Origin of the sequence: Kitasatospora sp. MAA4 (assembly GCF_029893355.1) — a bacterium.
Classification (GTDB): domain Bacteria; phylum Actinomycetota; class Actinomycetes; order Streptomycetales; family Streptomycetaceae; genus Kitasatospora.
Genome location: NZ_JARZAI010000022.1, coordinates 89,267 through 106,353, shown reverse-complemented (window position 1 = coordinate 106,353; position 17,087 = coordinate 89,267). Strand labels below are relative to the sequence as shown.

General features: G+C 70.9%; 14 protein-coding genes. 6 read left to right on the top strand and 8 right to left on the bottom strand.

Going from position 1 to position 17,087, the window contains the following annotated elements:
* Positions 1 to 257 precede the first annotated feature (257 nt).
* The 7 genes from P3T37_RS26775 to P3T37_RS26745 form a co-directional block, all read right to left on the bottom strand.
* Positions 258 to 1,535 carry a thymidine phosphorylase gene (locus tag P3T37_RS26775; RefSeq protein WP_280726446.1) on the bottom strand — a complete coding sequence of 426 codons (1,278 nt, stop codon included), beginning with the start codon at positions 1,533 to 1,535 and terminating at the stop codon, positions 258 to 260.
* 128 nt (positions 1,536 to 1,663) lie between these two features.
* Positions 1,664 to 2,056, bottom strand: a complete 393-nt coding sequence (locus P3T37_RS26770) for a cytidine deaminase (RefSeq protein WP_280726445.1) — start codon at positions 2,054 to 2,056, stop codon at positions 1,664 to 1,666.
* Positions 2,053 to 3,324 (bottom strand): ABC transporter permease, encoded by a 1,272-nt coding sequence (locus P3T37_RS26765; RefSeq protein ID WP_280726444.1) that lies wholly within the window; start codon positions 3,322 to 3,324, stop codon positions 2,053 to 2,055. The genes P3T37_RS26770 and P3T37_RS26765 overlap by 4 nt, the downstream gene beginning before the upstream one ends.
* Positions 3,321 to 4,478 (bottom strand): ABC transporter permease, encoded by a 1,158-nt coding sequence (locus tag P3T37_RS26760; RefSeq protein WP_280726443.1) that lies wholly within the window; start codon positions 4,476 to 4,478, stop codon positions 3,321 to 3,323. Before P3T37_RS26760 ends, P3T37_RS26765 begins: the two co-directional genes overlap by 4 nt.
* A gap of 5 nt (positions 4,479 to 4,483) precedes the next feature.
* A complete protein-coding gene (locus P3T37_RS26755) occupies positions 4,484 to 6,169 on the bottom strand; it encodes an ABC transporter ATP-binding protein (RefSeq protein WP_280726442.1) in 1,686 nt (561 codons plus the stop codon).
* 261 nt (positions 6,170 to 6,430) lie between these two features.
* On the bottom strand, positions 6,431 to 7,495 hold the full coding sequence (locus tag P3T37_RS26750) for a BMP family ABC transporter substrate-binding protein (protein WP_280726441.1): 1,065 nt from the start codon (positions 7,493 to 7,495) through the stop codon (positions 6,431 to 6,433).
* Positions 7,496 to 7,905: 410 nt separating this feature from the next.
* Positions 7,906 to 9,096, bottom strand: a complete 1,191-nt coding sequence (locus tag P3T37_RS26745) for an amidohydrolase (RefSeq protein ID WP_280726490.1) — start codon at positions 9,094 to 9,096, stop codon at positions 7,906 to 7,908.
* 521 nt (positions 9,097 to 9,617) lie between these two features.
* Between P3T37_RS26745 and P3T37_RS26740 the strand changes: the two genes are divergently transcribed.
* The 4 genes from P3T37_RS26740 (at position 9,618) to P3T37_RS26725 (ending at position 15,161) form a co-directional block, all read left to right on the top strand.
* A complete protein-coding gene (locus P3T37_RS26740) occupies positions 9,618 to 11,693 on the top strand; it encodes a S53 family peptidase (protein WP_280726440.1) in 2,076 nt (691 codons plus the stop codon).
* 135 nt (positions 11,694 to 11,828) lie between these two features.
* Positions 11,829 to 12,575 carry an SDR family oxidoreductase gene (locus P3T37_RS26735; RefSeq protein WP_280726439.1) on the top strand — a complete coding sequence of 249 codons (747 nt, stop codon included), beginning with the start codon at positions 11,829 to 11,831 and terminating at the stop codon, positions 12,573 to 12,575.
* Positions 12,576 to 12,619: 44 nt separating this feature from the next.
* Positions 12,620 to 14,206 carry an alpha/beta hydrolase gene (locus P3T37_RS26730; protein WP_280726438.1) on the top strand — a complete coding sequence of 529 codons (1,587 nt, stop codon included), beginning with the start codon at positions 12,620 to 12,622 and terminating at the stop codon, positions 14,204 to 14,206.
* A 304-nt stretch (positions 14,207 to 14,510) separates the two neighbouring features.
* Complete coding sequence (locus tag P3T37_RS26725; RefSeq protein ID WP_280726437.1) at positions 14,511 to 15,161, top strand: 2-oxo-4-hydroxy-4-carboxy-5-ureidoimidazoline decarboxylase; 651 nt, start codon at positions 14,511 to 14,513, stop codon at positions 15,159 to 15,161.
* 1 nt (position 15,162) lies between these two features.
* Here P3T37_RS26725 and P3T37_RS26720 read toward each other — a convergent pair whose 3' ends face one another.
* Positions 15,163 to 15,954 (bottom strand): hypothetical protein, encoded by a 792-nt coding sequence (locus P3T37_RS26720; RefSeq protein ID WP_280726436.1) that lies wholly within the window; start codon positions 15,952 to 15,954, stop codon positions 15,163 to 15,165.
* A 251-nt stretch (positions 15,955 to 16,205) separates the two neighbouring features.
* On the opposite strand from P3T37_RS26720, the gene sdhC reads away from it, so the two are divergent.
* Positions 16,206 to 16,586, top strand: a complete 381-nt coding sequence (gene sdhC, locus P3T37_RS26715) for a succinate dehydrogenase, cytochrome b556 subunit (protein WP_035800990.1) — start codon at positions 16,206 to 16,208, stop codon at positions 16,584 to 16,586.
* 6 nt (positions 16,587 to 16,592) lie between these two features.
* The gene (gene sdhD / locus P3T37_RS26710) at positions 16,593 to 17,084 is read left to right on the top strand and encodes a succinate dehydrogenase, hydrophobic membrane anchor protein (protein ID WP_035800989.1); all 492 of its coding nucleotides are present in this window, start codon (positions 16,593 to 16,595) and stop codon (positions 17,082 to 17,084) included.
* Positions 17,085 to 17,087: the final 3 nt, after the last annotated feature.

Sequence of the window (17,087 nt, the reverse complement as noted above, 5' to 3'; positions counted from 1 at the left end):
CGGACCGAAGAGCCCGGTTTACTGTCAAAACTTTTGACGCCCCGTTCGCCTTGAACCCGCGGCACCCTGGCCCCGACCGCAGTGCGCAACCCCTGCGCACCGGGCACCACCTGGAGCCAGTACGCCGCCGGCGATCACCTACGGTCACCATCGGGCCGGCCCGTCCGACTTCTGGGAGTCGGCAGGACCCCGCACAGCAGGACGCCGCGCCCGCCCACGGCGAGGGGGCGAGCGCGGCGCCGGATCGGCGGGGACCGTCAGGCGATGCGGTCCAGGATGATCGGGGCCGGGGTGAACTCCGTGCCCGCCGGGGAGACCTCGATACCGCCCGCCAGCGCCGCGAGGGCGTAGTCGTAGCGCTCGGGGGTGTCGGTGTGCAGGGTGAGGAGGGGCTGGCCCGCCACCACGGTGTCGCCGGGCTTGGCGTGCATCTCGACGCCCGCGCCGGCCTGGACCGGGTCCTCCTTGCGGGCCCGGCCGGCGCCCAGGCGCCAGGCGCAGACGCCGACCGCGTACGCGTCCAGCGCGGTGAGCACGCCGGAGGCGGGGGCGGTGACGATGTGCTGCTCGCGGGCGACCGGGAGCGGGGCGTCAACGTCGCCGCCCTGGGCGCTGATCATGCGGCGCCAGTGGTCCATCGCGGAGCCGTCCTTGAGCGCCTCGGCCGGGTCCTTGCCGTGCACGCCGGCGGCCGCGAGCATCTCGCGGGCCAGCGCGATGGTCAGCTCGACGACGTCGGCCGGGCCGCCGCCGGCCAGCACCTCCACCGACTCGCGCACCTCCAGCGCGTTGCCTGCGGTCAGGCCGAGCGGGGTGGACATGTCGGTGAGCAGCGCGACGGTGTTGACGCCGGCGCCGCGGCCCAGACCCACCATGGTGCGGGCCAGTTCGCGGGCGTCGTCCAGGTTCTTCATGAAGGCGCCGGAGCCGACCTTGACGTCCAGGACCAGCGCGCCGGTCCCCTCGGCGATCTTCTTCGACATGATCGAGCTGGCGATCAGCGGGATCGCCTCGACCGTGCCGGTGACGTCGCGCAGGGCATAGAGCTTCTTGTCGGCGGGGGCCAGGCCGTCGCCCGCCGCGCAGATGACCGCGCCGGCGGAGTGCAGCACGTGCATCATCTCGTCGTTGCTGAGCAGGGCGCGCCAGCCGGGGATGGACTCCAGCTTGTCCAGGGTGCCGCCGGTGTGGCCGAGGCCCCGGCCGGAGAGCTGCGGGACGGCCGCACCGCAGGCGGCGACCAGCGGGGCCAGCGGCAGCGTGATCTTGTCGCCGACGCCGCCGGTGGAGTGCTTGTCGGAGGTCGGGACGCCGAGCGCGGAGAAGTCCATCCGGACGCCGGAGCGGATCATCGCGTCGGTCCAGCGGCTGATCTCGCGCAGGTTCATCCCGTTCAGCAGGATGGCCATCGCCAGCGCGGACATCTGCTCGTCGGCCACCTCACCCCTGGTGTAGGCGTCGATCACCCAGTCGATCTGATCATCGGTCAGTTCGTGGCGGTCGCGCTTGGCCCGGATGACGGAGATGGCGTCCATGAGGTGCTCCTGGTGGGACGGAACTGCTGGGGACGGAAGGGGAAAAAAGATGTGGGGGCGGCCACTGCTCAGGGCCGCCCCCACCTCACTCTACGCGCGTTGGTCTACGCGCGTCACTACTCATGCGGTCACAAACGCTCCGGGCCGAACGCGTCCGGCAGGACCTCCGTCATGGGCTTGATCCCCGACGGCAGATCCACCAGCAGTTCGGGCCCGCCGTGCTCCCACAGCAGCTGGCGGCAGCGCCCGCAGGGCATCAGCAGCTCGCCCGCGCCGTCGCAGCAGGTGAAGGCGACCAGCCGGCCGCCGCCGCCCGCGTGCAGCGCGGAGACCAGCCCGCACTCGGCGCACAACGCCAGCCCGTACGAGGCGTTCTCCACGTTGCAGCCGGTCACCACGCGCCCGTCGTCGACCAGCGCGGCCGCACCGACCGGGAACTTGCTGTACGGGGCGTACGCCCGGGACATCGCGTCCCGGGCCGCCGCGCGCAGCGCCTCCCAGTCAGGAGCCAGGGCCGTCACTTGCCCTGGCCCTTGCGGTAGACCTGGCCGTCGGCCTTCGGCGGCCGCAGCCGCTGCGCGGAGAGCGCCAGCACGACGAGCGTGATCACGTACGGGGTGGTCACGATCAGCGGGCGCGGCACCGCGTCCGAGGCCGCGTACCAGGCCGCCAGGCCACCCGCCGCGACCAGGCTGACGAGCGCCGGCACCAGCTTGCGCCGGTAGCCGTGCCAGGCGGCCAGCAGGGCCATCACGATGGCGACGACCAGCAGCAGGACGTGCACCGAGTCGGGGTCGCGCAGCTGGAGGCTGTCGGTGAAGCCGAAGAGTCCGGCACCGATCGCGAGACCGCCCGGCATCCAGTTGCCGAAGATCATCGCCGCCAGGCCGATGAAGCCGCGGCCGCCGGTCTGGCCGTCCCGGAAGACGTTCGAGGCGACCATGGAGAGGTACGCCCCGCCCAGGCCCGCGAAGCCGCCGGAGGCGATCACCGCGAGGTACTTGTACTTGTAGACGTTCACGCCCAGCGACTCGGCCGCGATCGGGTTCTCACCGCAGGAGCGCAGCCGCAGGCCGAAGGTGGTGCGCCAGAGCAGGAAGTAGCTCCCGACCAGCAGCGCGACCGCCAGCAGCGTCACCACGGAGAGGTTGGTGACCAGGCCGCCGAGCACGCCGGCGACGTCCGAGACGAAGAACCAGTGGTGCTTCTCGATGCCCGCCAGCCCGCTGGAGAGCCCGGGGACGGTGATGGACGGCAGCGAGTTGGTCGGCGGGGACTGCGAGGCGCCGGCGCCGGCCGTGACGTAGTCCGGGAAGTAGATCCGGTTGACGTACAGGCAGATGCCCGGGATCAGCAGGTTGATACCGACACCGGAGACGATGTGGTCCACGCCGAAGCCGACGGTGATCACCGCGTGCAGCAGGCCGCCCACCGCACCGGCCGCGATGCCGGCCAGCAGGCCGACCCAGGGGTTGACCAGGTAACCGACCCAGGCGCCGGCGAAGGTGCCGGCCACCATCATGCCTTCGAGGCCGATGTTGACCACACCGGCCCGCTCGGCCCAGAGGCCGCCCAGACCGGCCATGCCGATCGGCACCGCGGCACCGAGCGCCGCGGCGATCTGGCCGGCCGAGGTCAGACCGTGGTTGCCGGTCGCCGCGCCGACTGCCGAGAAGAGCAGCAGGGCGCCGGCGATCAGCAGGAGGACGACCGGCAGCGAGAGCTTCTTGCCGTTCTTGCCCGGCGCCTTGGCGGCCGGCTTGGACTGTGCCGAAGTCGCGGTGCTCATGCCGCCACCTCCTTCTTCTCGGCCGAGGCGGCCTGAGCGGCAAGCTGGGCGCCGACCTTCTGCTGCTGGCGCTTGAGGCCGTAGCGGCGCACCAGCTCGTAGGCGACGACCACGCAGATGACGATGGTGCCCTGCATGACGTTGACGATCTCCGGCGGGAAGTTGCCCTGAAGCGGCAGCATCACGGCGGTCGCGTCCAGGAAGGCCCACAGCAGCGCCGCGAAGCCGATCCCGATCGGGGTGTTGCGGCCGAGCAGCGCGATCGCGATACCGGTGAAGCCGAGGCCCGGCTGGAAGTTCTGGCCGAAGTAGTGCGAGTTGGTCAGCAGGTCGGGCATGCCGATCAGACCGGCCAGCGCGCCGGAGACGCACATGCTGGTCAGCACCATGCGCTTGACGTTGACGCCGCTGGCGCCCGCCGCCGACTCGGAACGGCCGGTGGCCCGCAGGTCGAAGCCGAAGCGGGTGCGGCTGAGCACCAGCTGGAACGCCACGCCGACGATCACCGCGATGATGATGAACCCGTAGAGCGAACCGCCCTGGGTGGTGATCGAGAAGAAGTCGCTGGAGGGCGCCATCAACTTCGTCTGGACGCTGTTGCTGACCCCACCGGCGTTGCCCGGCGCGAAGATCCCGGGGACCAGCAGCACGCCGATCACGCCGGTGGTGATGGCGTTCAGCATGATCGTCGAGATGACCTCGCTGACGCCGCGGGTCACCTTGAGGATGCCGGCGATGGCCGCCCAGAGCCCGCCGACCAGCATCGCGACGATCAGCAGCAGCGGGATCTCGATGAACGACGGCAGGTTCACCACGCCGCCGACGTACGCCGCGAACAGCGCCGCGAGACGGTACTGGCCGTCCGCGCCGATGTTGAACAGGTTCATCCGGAAACCGAAGGCCACCGCGACACCGGCGAGGTAGTAGGTGGTCGCCTTGTTGAGGATCGACACCTGCCCGTCGGAGGCCGAGGCGTAGTTCGTCATGATGTGGAACGCGTCGATCGGGTTCTTGCCCGAAGTCAGCAGCAGCACCGAGCAGATCAGCACCGAGATGACGACGGCGAGAACGGGCGCCGCCAGCCCCAGGATCAGCCGCTCACGGTCGATCCGCTGCAGGAACCCGCGCTTGGCGGCGGGTTGGGTCGTGGTCATGTGGGTCACTCCCCCGCCTGCGCGTCGTCCGCAGCGGTGTCGGTGGTGTCGGTGTCCCCGAGCGGGGTGTCGGACGGCTGGGCGTCGGACGGCGGGGTGTCGGACCGGCCGAGGTCCTCGGCGACGATGACGGCGGCCTCGGCCAGCGCGTCCTCGTCGGACTCGATGTGCCCGCGCGCGGCGCCGGTCATCGCGGTGCCGAGGTCCTCGGCGGTCACGGTGGCCGGGTCGGCGTCGGCGACCAGCTTGCCGCGGTAGATCACCCGGATCGCGTCGGACAGGCCGATCAGCTCGTCCAGGTCGGCGGAGATCAGCAGGACGGCCAGGCCCTCGCGCTGCGCGGAGCGGATCTGCTCCCAGATCTGCGCCTGCGCGCCGACGTCGACACCGCGGGTGGGGTGCGCGGCGATCAGCAGCTTGGGCTTGTGGCTCATCTCGCGGCCGATGATCAGCTTCTGCTGGTTGCCGCCGGAGAGCGAGGCCGCGGTGACCTCGATGCCGGGGGTGCGGACGTCGTACTCCTGGACGATCCGCAGGGTGTCCTGCCGGGCGGCGGCCGGGTCGAGCCGGAAGCCCTTGGAGTTCGGCGCCTCGGTGACGTGGCCCAGGATCCGGTTCTCCCAGAGCGGGGCCTCCAGCAGCAGGCCGTGCCGGTGGCGGTCCTCGGGGATGTAGCCGATGCCGGCCTCGCGGCGGGCCCGGGTGAGCTCGCGGCTCACGTCGGTGCCGTCCAGCGTCACGGTGCCGGAGTCCAGCGGCAGCATGCCCATGATGGCTTCGACCAGTTCGGCCTGGCCGTTGCCCTCGACGCCGGCGATGCCGAGGATCTCGCCCTTGCGGATGGTGAGCGAGATGTCGTCCAGGACGACCCGCTCGATGCCCTCGGCGTCGCGCTTGGCGATCCGCAGGGCGTCCACCTTGAGCATCTCGACGTCGGTCACGGTGCTCTCGCGGCTCTGCGGCGACGGCAGTTCGCTGCCGACCATCAGCTCGGCGAGCTCGCGGGCGGTGACCTTCTTCGGGTCGGCGTCGCCGACCGTCGTGCCGCGGCGGATCACGGTGATCGCGTCGGCGACCGACAGCACCTCGTGCAGCTTGTGCGAGATGAAGATGACCGTGACGCCCTCGGACTTGAGCTCGCGCAGGTTGCCGAAGAGCGCGTCGACCTCCTGCGGGACCAGCACGGCGGTCGGCTCGTCCAGGATCAGGATCCGGGCGCCGCGGTAGAGCACCTTGAGGATCTCGACCCGCTGGCGCTCGGCCACGCCGAGGTCCTCGACCAGGGCGTCCGGGCGGACGTTCAGCCCGTACTGGTCGGAGATCTCCTTGATCTTCGCCTTGGCCCTGGCGCCGATGCCGTACAGGCTCTCGCCGCCCAGGACGACGTTCTCCAGCACGGTGAAGTTGTCGGCCAGCATGAAGTGCTGGTGGACCATGCCGATGCCGCGCGCGATGGCGTCACCGGGGGTGCTGAACTCCACCTGCTCACCGTTGACGGCGATGGTGCCCTCGTCGGGGCGCTGCATCCCGTAGAGGATCTTCATCAGCGTCGACTTGCCGGCGCCGTTCTCGCCCATCAGGGCGTGCACGGTGCCGCTGCGGACGGTGATGTCGATGTCGTGGTTGGCCACGACGCCGGGGAAGCGCTTGGTGATGCCGCGCAGTTCGACGGCCGCGTTCGCCGTCCCCACGCTGGGGCTACCCCCCTTGCTGAGGGAGGGTTCGGAAGCGGTGATGGCGATCTCCTGGGGGTGGCAGGCGCATCGTTGCGCTGGGGAGGCCGAGGTTCTGCGAGGGGCGCTGTGGGACGCCCGGAGGTTCGGGGGGTACGGGTGGACGCCTCGAACGGCGTTCCAACCCCTCCGGGGGAAGGCAGGGGCCCGGTGGAGTGCGCTCACGCACGACCCACCGGGCCCCTCCCCATGCTTACTTACCTACTGCGGTGCGAAGGGTCAGCCGCCCGTGGGAGCGGTCGGGACGGTGATCGCACCCGAGGTGATCTGCTGGGTGGCGGCGTCCAGCTTCGCCTTCAGGTCGTCGATGTGGCCGCCGGTGGTGGCCAGGCCGACACCGCCCGACTTGAGGTCGAAGCGCTGCACGCCGGTCAGCGGCGCGTTGTTCTTGACGCTCTGGATGTACGCGTACACCGCGGTGTTCACGTTCTTGAGCGCCGAGGTCAGGATCGAGCCCTGGTACTTCGCCAGCGCCGGCTGCTTGGCCTGGTCGGTGTCGACACCGATCACCCAGGCGCCGGGCTTGGACGCGACGGCCTGGATCGCACCGGTACCGGAGGCACCGGCCGCGGCGTAGATGACGTCGTCGTTCTTGTCGAGCTGGCCCTGGGCGGCTTCCTTGCCCTTGGCCGGGTCGCTGAAGCCGCTGAAGTCCGGCGGGGTGGTCAGGTAGGTCACGTCGACGCTGATGCTGGAGTCGACGGAGGCGACGCCCGCACGGTAGCCGGCCTCGAACTTCTTGATCAGCTCGGACTGCACACCGCCGATGAAGCCGACGTGCTTGGTCTTGGTCTTGCTGGCGGCGGCGATGCCGGCCAGGTACGAGCTCTGCTGCTCGGTGAACTCCAGCGAGGTGACGTTGCTCGGCTGGGTCGGCGAGTCGGAGTCGATGATCGCGAACTTGGTGTTCGGGTGCTCCTTGGCGACCTTCTCGACCGCGGCCTGGTAGACGAAGCCCACCGCGATGATCGGGTTGTAGCCGGCGGTGACCAGGGTCTCCAGGCGGGTCTGCTTGTCGGAGTCCGCCTCACCGGTCTTGGCCTCGGCCTCGGTGGTCTGGATGCCGAAGTCGGTCTTGGCCTTGTCGAGACCGGCCGCGGCCGAGTCGTTGAAGCCCTGGTCTCCACGGCCGCCGACGTCGTAGGCCATGCCGACCTTGATGCCGGAGCCGCCCGAGGAGCCGGCGGAGGTGGTGTCGGTGCTCTTTGCGCCGCAAGCGGCGAGCGAGGCAATGCCCAGGGAACCCGAGAGCACGACCGCGGCGAGCTTTACTGTACGGCGCAAGGGAGTATCTCCTTCTCACACACCCGTTTGGCGTGGTCGGACCGACCGTAACGCGCGTAGAACACGGTTGGGTCACGGGCCGCCAGGCCAATCGGGTTGTTATCAAACCGTGGCGCTTCGGCCCACCAAACTAGGACATATCCCGATGGCTGACCAATCCACCCGGTTGCAGGACATCCCGCCCCACTCCCGACCCTCTGCCCCGCCCCGACCGCCCTTCCCCTTGGTACGGCAACCCGCCGCACCCGCCGACCGCCCGCCGAGGCGAAGTAGCGCGAATAAGAGGCCCCCGCCACCCCTTTTCGCGACCGCCGCTTTTCTGAAGTGCCACCCTCCGCGTTCCAGGCAGCGCACTCTACCAAGCCGGCTCATCTGACAATGAAATAGGTGACGCCGAATCAGATCTGACGCTAGATCTGAGCGTGCTCCAGGGCGAGCGAGGCGAAGAGTTCGACGCCGACCGCGATCGCGCGCTCGTCCACGTCGAATCGTCCCTGATGGAGGTCGCGCACCGCGGTCTCGTCCGGAGCCCGGACGCCGAGCCGGGCCAGCGCGCCCGGCGCGTGCTCCAGGTACCAGGAGAAGTCCTCGCCTCCCAGGCTCTGCTCCGTCTCCTCCACCACCTCTTCACCGCCGGAACCGAACTGACGGATCATCGCCTTCTCCAGCTGCGCGATCGAGGCGACCTCGTTGACCACCGGCGGCACACCGCGGTGGTAGTCCAGGCTCCACTTGGCCCGACCGGTTTCGGCCATCTTGGCGATCAGCTCGTGCAGCACGTCCGGCGCCTCGCGCCAGCCGGGGAGCTCCAGGCAGCGCACGGTGCCCTCCAGCTCGGCGTGCTGCGGGATGACGTTGGGCGCCGAGCCCGCGGCGATCCGCCCCCAGACCAGGCTGACACCCCAGCGCGGGTCCATCCGGCGGGCCATCGCGCCGGGCAGGTCGGCGGCGAGCCGGGCGATCACGGTGACCAGGTCGGTGGTCAGGTGCGGACGGGCGGTGTGCCCGCCGGGGCCGTCCAGGCTCAGCACCAGGCGGTCGCAGGCCGAGGTGATCGCGCCGACCTTCAGGCCGACCTTGCCGACCAGCACCTTGGGGTCGCAGTGCACCGCGAAGATCCGGCCGACCCCGACCATCCCGTCCGCCTTGATCACGTCCAGCGCCCCGCCGGGCATGACCTCCTCGGCGGGCTGGAAGATCAGCCGCACCGGCTGCCGCAGCCTGCCCGCACGCATCGCGTCCGCCAGCACCAGGGCGGTGCCGAGCGCGATGGAGGTGTGCACGTCGTGGCCGCAGGCGTGGGCCCGGCCGGGCACGGTGGAGCGGTAGGGGACGTCGGTCTTGGCGTCGTCGATCGGCAGCGCGTCGATGTCCGCGCGGAAGGCCAGCAGTTTGGTGCCGGCCGGCGTGCCGGGCGGGACCAGGTCGACGATCAGACCGGTGCCGCCGGGCAGCACCCGGGGTGACAGACCCGCCAGCGCCAGGCGGTCGACCAGCAGCTTGGTGGTGCGGAACTCCTGCCGGCCGAGCTCCGGGTGGCTGTGCAGGTCGCGCCGGAAGGCGATCAGCTCCGCGTCGAAGGCCCGGACCTGCGCGCGCAGCGCGCGGAGGTCGAAACCCGGCCGGCCGAGGACGGCGGGACGGCGGTCGGCGGCGGGACGTGCCTGCTGGGTCGCCTGCTCGGCGGGCTGAGGATGGTTCACCCCAACAAGGGTATGGCCGTTGCGCGAGTTTGGCCTGGCTTCCGGCGAAGAACTACCCGGATTGGCGCATAGTGAGCCGGAGGGTGGGTATGACATCTCGTTTCGGCCGCCTTCCCCGATGCCGCCGCCGTGGGCGATGAACCTGTGCAACGACCAGGACGCCCGCAGGTCACGTCAGGCCGAAAAAGGTCATGCGCAGGTAAAAAATTCAGACGAAGTCTTGAGGTTCGACCGTCTGAGCGAATAGACAACGACCGCACAGGCAGATTTTCGCACCCTCCGAACGCCCCGTCAGGGAGCTGTTTCTGTGGGGCGATCCGTCATGCCCGCGTCCGGTCGCCTTACAAGGCGATCCCGATACGCAGTCAACATCCCTGCACCGCAGGCGATGTGGCCCGTCATGAGAGTGGGGAACCCACGTGCCAGCAGCTGTTCGCAGCCGGCTCTCCCGGATAGCGGTGGCGGCTCCGGCCGCCGCCGCGCTCGTTCTGGGGACGTTCGCCGTCGCCAATCCCGCGATGGCGGCCGACCAGAGCGTCGCCAAGGACCTCGCCGGCTCCAGCCCGGCCTGGGCCACCCCGCAGGCCGACGCCGGTGCGGTGCCCGACGGCACCCCGACGACCGCCCGCGTCTACTTCGCCGGTCAGGACCCGAGCGGCCTCGCCGCGTTCGCGCAGGCCGTCTCGGACGAGAACTCCCCGCAGTACGGCAAGTACCTCTCCGCCGCGGACGCCAAGGCGAAGTTCGACGCCAGCGACGCGCAGGTCAAGGCCGTCACCGCCTGGCTGACCGGCGCCGGCCTGAAGGTCACCACGACCACCACGCACTACCTCGAGGTCTCCGGCTCGACCGGCGCGCTGGCCAAGGCGCTCGGCACCGAGTTCCACAACTTCCGTACCGCGAGCGGCCTGCGCAAGGCCCCCGCGAAGGACGCGGTGGTCCCGGCCGCCGTCGCCGACGACGTCCTCGCGGTCGGCAACCTGACCGACGCCGCCGCCACCCAGAAGGCGACCTCGGACGCCGTCTCGGTCGCCGCCGCCGAGGCCAAGGCGCAGGACGCGGCCACCCGCGCCGCCCGCGCCGCCGCCCCGGACGTGGCCGCCCCCGACAAGAAGGCGCCGGCCACGCTGCCGACCGTGCCGACCTGCTCGGCCGACGGCTACGACTCGGACATCGCCAAGGGTGCCCCGGCCGGCTACGAGAAGAACGAGCCGTTCGCGCCCTGCGCGTACGTGCCGAGCCAGCTGCGCAAGGCGTACGGCGTGACCGACTCGAAGGTGTCCGGCAAGGGCGCCACCGTGGCGATCATCGACGCGTACGGCTTCGCCAGCATGCAGGCCGACGCCAACACCTTCGCGACCGCCCACGGCGACAAGCCGTTCGCGCCCGGTCAGTACAAGGAGGTCGTGACTCCCGCCCAGTGGAACAGCCAGGCCGACTGCGGTGACTGGTCGGGCGAGGAGGCGCTGGACGTCGAGATGGTGCACGGCCTCGCGCCGGACGCCAACGTCGTCTACGTCGGTGCCAACTCCTGCCAGGACGCCGACCTGGACGCCGCGCTGGCGAACATCGTCGACAACCACCTGGCCGATGTCGTCTCCAACTCGTGGGGCGAGATCATGCACGGCAAGAGCGGCGACCTGGACCCGGCCGTGATCGCGGCCGACAACCAGATCTTCCAGCTCGGCGCCGCCGAGGGCATCGGCTTCACGGTCTCCGCGGGCGACTGCGGCGACAACTCGCCGGGTGCCGCGGCCACCGGCGTGAACTGCCAGGCCGACACCAACCAGGCGCAGGCCCAGTGGCCGTCCTCCTCCCCGTGGGTCACCGCGGTCGGCGGCACCGCCCTGGAGCTGATGAACAAGAAGGGCACCTACGCCGACGAGGTCAGCATGGGTGACCAGCGCTCGGTGCTCTCGGCGGACCAGAAGTCCTGGACCCCGATGCCCGGTGCGTTCTACTTCGGTGGCGGCGGCGGCGTTTCGGCCGACTTCGCGCAGCCGTGGTACCAGAAGGACGTCGTCCCGGACTCGATCTCCCGCGTGGCCGCGAACGGCACCAAGTCCGCGACCCCGCTGCGCGCCACCCCGGACATCGCGATGAGCGGTGACCTGGTGGCCTCGACGCTGGTCGGGTACACCCCGGCCGGCGGCGCCTACAGCGAGGGCGGCTACGGCGGCACCTCGGTCTCCTCCCCGGAGACCGCGGCCATGCTGGCCAACGCCATCCAGGAGCGCGGCGGCAAGGCGATCGGCTTCGCCAACCCGGCGCTGTACAACCGGGCCAACAACGACCGCATCTTCAACGACGTGGACGACAACCCGAACCACGGCCCGCTCGGCAACGTCGTGGACCTCGGCATGGTCGGCGGCTCGCTGAAGGTCCGCCTGTACAAGATCGGCTCGGACTACGGTCTGCGGGCCGGTGAGGGCTACGACACCGCGACCGGTCTCGGCAGCCCGGGCCTGGGCTTCCTGAAGTCGTTCAAGCACTGAACCACCTGCGGTAGCGCGGGGCCCGGAGTCCACTGGACTCCGGGCCCCGCCTGCGTCCGCCGGACCTGCCGCAGGCCCGGCTGAGATGATGACCTCGCACGCACGATCGGACGGCAGAACAGAAGGGCCAGCGACATGGGGACCGAGCAGCAGAAGGTGGCCGTGGTCACCGGGGCGAGCAGCGGGATCGGCGCGGCGACCGCACGGCGGCTCGCCGCCGAGGGCTTCTCGGTGGTCCTGACGGCTCGCCGCACCGAGCGGATCGAGGCGCTCGCCAAGGAGATCGACGGCCGGGCGTACACCCTGGACGTCACCGACCGCGCGGCCGTGGACGCCTTCGCCGCCTCGCTGGAGCGGGTGGACGTCCTGGTGAACAACGCCGGCGGGGCGATCGGCTCCGAGTCGGTGGAAGCGGGCGACCCGGCCGACTGGCTGGCGATGTACCAGGTCAACGTGCTCGGCGTGCTGAACGTGACGCAGGCCCTGCTGCCGACCCTGCGGGCGAGCGGCGACGGCACGGTGCTGATCCTCTCCTCCACCGCCGCGCTGGCCGCCTACGAGGGCGGCGGCGGGTACGTGGCCGCCAAGCACGCCGCGCACACCATCGCCGCCACGCTCCGCCTCGAACTGGTCGGCGAGCCGATCCGGGTGATCGAGATCGCCCCGGGCATGGTCAAGTCGGAGGGCTTCGCGGTGACCCGGTTCCGCGGCGACGAGGCCAAGGCCGCCGCCGTCTACTCCGGGGTGTCGCACCCGCTCAGCTCGGAGGACATCGCGGACACGGTGGCCTGGGCGGTCACCCGGCCCTCGCACGTGAACATCGACCTGCTGGTGGTCCGGCCGCGGGCGCAGGCGTCCAACTACAAGATCCACCGGGACTGACACCGCGGTTCGGGCGGGGGAAACCAGATGCTAGACATGTTCCGGTGACGACCTCCTGGCTCCCCCGCCTCGCCGTACCCGTGACGCTCGGTTCGCTGCTGTTGGCCGGGTGTACCGGCGGCGGTGCGGGCGCTGCGAGGTCGCAGACGCCGTCCGCGACGAGCCCGGCGGCGGCTGCGGCCTCCCCGAGCGGCACGGATCCGGCGCTGGCGTCCTTCTACGGCCAGCAGATCGCCTGGTCCCCCTGCCCCGACGGGAGCACCCTCCAGTGCGGCAGGCTGCACGTCCCGCTGGACTACGCCCACCCGGCCGCCGACGCGCTCGACCTGGCGCTGATCCGCGAGCCTGCCGCCGACCCCGGCCACAAGGTCGGCTCGCTGGTGGTCAACCCGGGAGGTCCCGGCGAGTCCGGGGTCGATCTGGTGAAGAACGCCCACGGCGACTTCGAGGGCCCGCTGCACGACCACTACGACGTGGTCGGCTTCGACCCGCGCGGCACCGGCGCCAGCTCGCCGATCCACTGCCTCACCGACCAGCAGCGCGACGCGCTGGACCAGCAGGACCCGCCGGCCGACCCGACCGCCCGCAAGGCCCAGAGCGACCAGCGGGCCAAGGACTACGCGGCGGCCTGCGAGGCCGCCGCCGGCAAACTGCTCCCCTTCGTCGGCACCCGGAACACCGCCCGGGACATGGACGTCCTGCGCCAGGCCCTGGGCCAGGACCGGCTCGACTACCTCGGCATCTCCTACGGCACCTACCTCGGCGCGCTCTACGCGGAGGAGTTCCCCGGCCGGACCGGCCGCCTGGTACTGGACGGCGCGATCGACCCGGCCGCCGACAAGCTGGACAGCAACGTCCAGCAGCAGATCGGCTTCGAGAAGTCGTTCGAACGGTTCGCCGCCGACTGTGTCACCAACCACGCCTCCGAATGCCCGCTGGGCAGCGACCCGGCCACCGCCGGGAAGAAGGCCGCCGACTTCCTGGACGGGCTGCGCGAGAAGCCGGTGAAGACCGGCGGTCCCCGGCTGCTCACCTCCACGCTCGGCTGGACCGGTGCGCTGCTCTTCCTCTACGGCGACGAGCAGTCCTCCTGGCCGCAGCTGCGCCACTCGCTGGCGGCCGCGATGCAGCAGGGCGACGGCAGTGGCCTGCTGGAGGCGGCCGACTCCTACAACGGCCGCGACCAGGACGGCCACTACAACGCCAGCGACGACGCCCAGGTGGCCATCTCCTGCGCGGACGGCGCGAGCCCCGCGCCCTCGCCGGCCCGGGTCCAGCAGGTGCTGGCCCAGCTCAAGCAGGGCGCGCCGCTGCTCAACAGCGACACCGCCGCCGAGGACCTCAGCAGCGCGAGCTGCGCCGGCTGGCCGTTCCAGAGCACCGAGAAGCCGCACACCATCCGCGCCGAGGGCAGCGCGCCGATCCTGGTGATCGGCACCACCGACGACCCGGCCACCCCGTACGCGGCGGCGCAGAACCTCGCCAAGGGCTTCGCGAACGCGACGCTGCTCACCCGTGAGGGTGAGGGGCACGCCGCCTTCGGCAGCGGCAACGCGTGCGTGAACCAGGCACTTGATGCGTACCTGGTCAACGGCACGATGCCCGCCCCGCAGACCAGCTGCGCCCCCTAGCGCGGTCATCCGAACGGATGGTCCGATGGTGTGCGGGTCACAACTTGATAGCTCGTCAGGGTGAATTCTGCGAGCACTCTCCCCAACTGATGAGAGCTCAACTACCGTGGTCCCGCTGCCTGGGAGACCCGCAGCAGCAGCCGGGCAGGCACGCCCGGGCCAGCCGTCGCACGCCTCGCACGCAACCAGCGCCCGCGGGCATTCGTCATCGCCGTCATGGATCCCACGTGATCCATGCTTGTCCCACCGACCCGGCAATTCCCCATCGCTCCCCAGGCGCGGCGCGACGAACACCCTCTCCCCCGTGCGCCGCTCGCCCCCTTCCCGCCCTCACGAGGAGGACCCGCTGGCCAGCGACTCTCCGGCCGACAGTTCGACGGACCGAAACGTCGAACAGCCCTCGACCGGCATTCCTCCGCAGCGGCCCGACACCCCCGCAGCAGCCGTCGCGACACCGGCAGCAGCCGTCGGGCTGCACCGCTTCAACGAGGCCGACCCCGGCGCCGCCGAGGAGGCCCTGCTCGCCTGCTGCGGCAGCCACCGCTGGGCGCTGCGGCTGACCCTGCACCGCCCGTACCCCGATCTGGAGTCCCTGCTCGCGGCCGCCAGCGAGGCCTCGTACGACCTGCGGCCGAGCGATCTCGCCGAGGCGCTGGCCGACGAGAGCTGGATGCCCCAGCCGCTGCTCGGCATGCGCGCGCCCGGCAGCCAGGCGGCGCACACCGCGCTGCGCGCCGCCCACGCCGCGTACGAGGCACGGTTCGGGCACGTCTTCGTGGTCTGCCTGGACGGCATCGACCCCGAGGAGATGCTCGACGCCGTGCTCACCTCGATCCGCACCCGGCTCGCCAACGACCCCGACGAGGAGCGGCTGGTCGCCTCCGACGAACTCCGCCGGATCGCCCTGAACCGGCTGGAGCACCTGGTGGCCAGTCACACCGCCGGGGCCCACTAGGTCATTTCTGTGCGGCCCGCAGCTTGCGGGTCTGCGCCTGCACCACCGCCGGGTCGGGCGCGGCGGCCGGCTCCTTCCCCGTGCCCACGGTGGAGAAGACGGCCAGCGCCGTGCCGACCCGGACCACCGTCGCGTCCTGGGAGAGCGCCGCCGCGCCCGGGTCGCCCGGCGTGGCGCTGCCACTCGTAAGGGTGAAGGCGGTGGCGCCGTCCGCTCCCTCCGGGGTGGGCGTGTCGGTCCGCGCCAGCCGGTGCTGGGTCTTCGCGCCCTTGCGGCTGCCGGTGCCCGTCGCGGTGGAGGTGAAGCTGCCGCAGCGGGCCAGCACCTGGTCCAGCGCCGACTGGAGCAGCGCCGCCCGGCCGACCGGGTAGGCGAGCAGCGCGGCGTAGACGTCGGCGCCCGGGGACGCGGCCCGGGTCAGGCTCAGGTCGGTCTCGGCGGTCGGCTCACCCGTCGGGTTCGCCGGACCGATCGCGTCCAGCACCGGTTGGCAGGCCGGCACGTCGGAGACCTCGTGGTCCGCCGCGGTCGGCGCCGCGGAGCTCTGACCAGGGGTCACGACGGTGACGGTCCAGCCGGGGGCGAGATCCGGGCCCGCCAGCGCGGCGGCCCGCAGCGCGGCCGCCGTGAGCGCGCGCGGCGCGGCCGCTGACGGACCGGTGGCTGACGGCACGGCCGCTGACGGGGTGGCCGACACGGCCCGGTCGGCGGACCCGGCGGGGCCCACGGTCGTACAGCCGGCCAACGCGAGCGCGAGCGACAGCAGCAGGGGCGGAGCGAAACGGGCAGGCATGGGGCCCTCGGGAGGATCGACGGCGGGGAATCCGTCACCGTACCGGAGCGTCACCGTGACTCAGCGTCACAGTTGGGCGCCACATTACGCCGCACGTGCCTGATTGATCACAATCAAACCCCGCGAAGGCCCCCCGGAGGCGGTTCCCGACACGGCGTCGATAGGATGTCCGCGGCCGGTGGACCGTACCCGGCCGGGCTGACCGACACCGAAGCCGGCCGAGCCCTTCATCCGCTTCCGGAGGGTTTTCCGTGCCGGCTGGAACGCTGTACCGCGGCCGGGAAGGCATGTGGAGTTGGGTGGCTCATCGAGTCACCGGCGTCCTCATTTTCTTCTTCCTGTTCGCTCATGTCCTTGACACCGCGCTGGTGCGCGTGTCGCCTCAGGCGTACGACTCCGTCATTCAGACGTACAAGACGCCCCTGGTGAACCTGATGGAGTACGGCCTGACCGCCGCCATCCTGTTCCACGCCCTGAACGGCCTACGGGTCATCGCGGTGGACTTCTGGTCGAAGGGCCCGAAGTACCAGAAGCAGATGCTCTGGAGCGTCGTCGGCGTCTGGGTCGTCCTGATGGCCGGCGCGTTCTACCCGATCCTCCAGCACACCCTGCTCTCCTGGTTCGGGAAGTGATCCGGCATGTCGACTGATACCTCTGACATCGAGCTGGTCTCCTCTTCGCAGGCCCACACCGGCAAGGGACTCGGCACCGGTAACCCGGCCGACGAGTTCGTGATCCAGCCGCCGCGGACGCGTTCGACGAAGACCCCTCGTCGCACCCGTACCAACTTCGAGATGCTCGCCTGGCTCTTCATGCGCCTGTCGGGTGTCGTGCTGGTGGTGCTGATCCTCGGCCACCTGCTGATCATGCTGGTGCTCGACGGCGGCGTCTCCAAGATCGGCTTCGCCTTCGTGGCCGGCCGCTGGGCCTCGCCGTTCTGGCAGGGCTGGGACCTGCTGATGCTCTGGCTCGCCATGCTGCACGGCTCCAACGGCATGCGCACGGTCATCAACGACTACGCCGAGAAGGACTCGACGCGTCTCTGGCTGAAGACCCTGATGGGTGCCGCCACGGTGTTCACCGTGCTGCTCGGCACTCTGGTGATCTTCACCTTCGACCCGAACATCTAACTC

What these genes read in the sequence shown, in the direction of transcription:
- P3T37_RS26735 (WP_280726439.1), top strand. Translation starts at nt 11,829, where the DNA reads ATGGGGACCGAGCAGCAGAAGGTGGCCGTGGTCACCGGGGCGAGCAGC.
- P3T37_RS26760 (WP_280726443.1), bottom strand. Translation starts at nt 4,478, where the DNA reads ATGACCACGACCCAACCCGCCGCCAAGCGCGGGTTCCTGCAGCGGATC.
- P3T37_RS26765 (WP_280726444.1), bottom strand. Translation starts at nt 3,324, where the DNA reads ATGAGCACCGCGACTTCGGCACAGTCCAAGCCGGCCGCCAAGGCGCCG.
- P3T37_RS26775 (WP_280726446.1), bottom strand. Translation starts at nt 1,535, where the DNA reads ATGGACGCCATCTCCGTCATCCGGGCCAAGCGCGACCGCCACGAACTG.
- sdhD (WP_035800989.1), top strand. Translation starts at nt 16,593, where the DNA reads ATGTCGACTGATACCTCTGACATCGAGCTGGTCTCCTCTTCGCAGGCC.
- P3T37_RS26720 (WP_280726436.1), bottom strand. Translation starts at nt 15,954, where the DNA reads ATGCCTGCCCGTTTCGCTCCGCCCCTGCTGCTGTCGCTCGCGCTCGCG.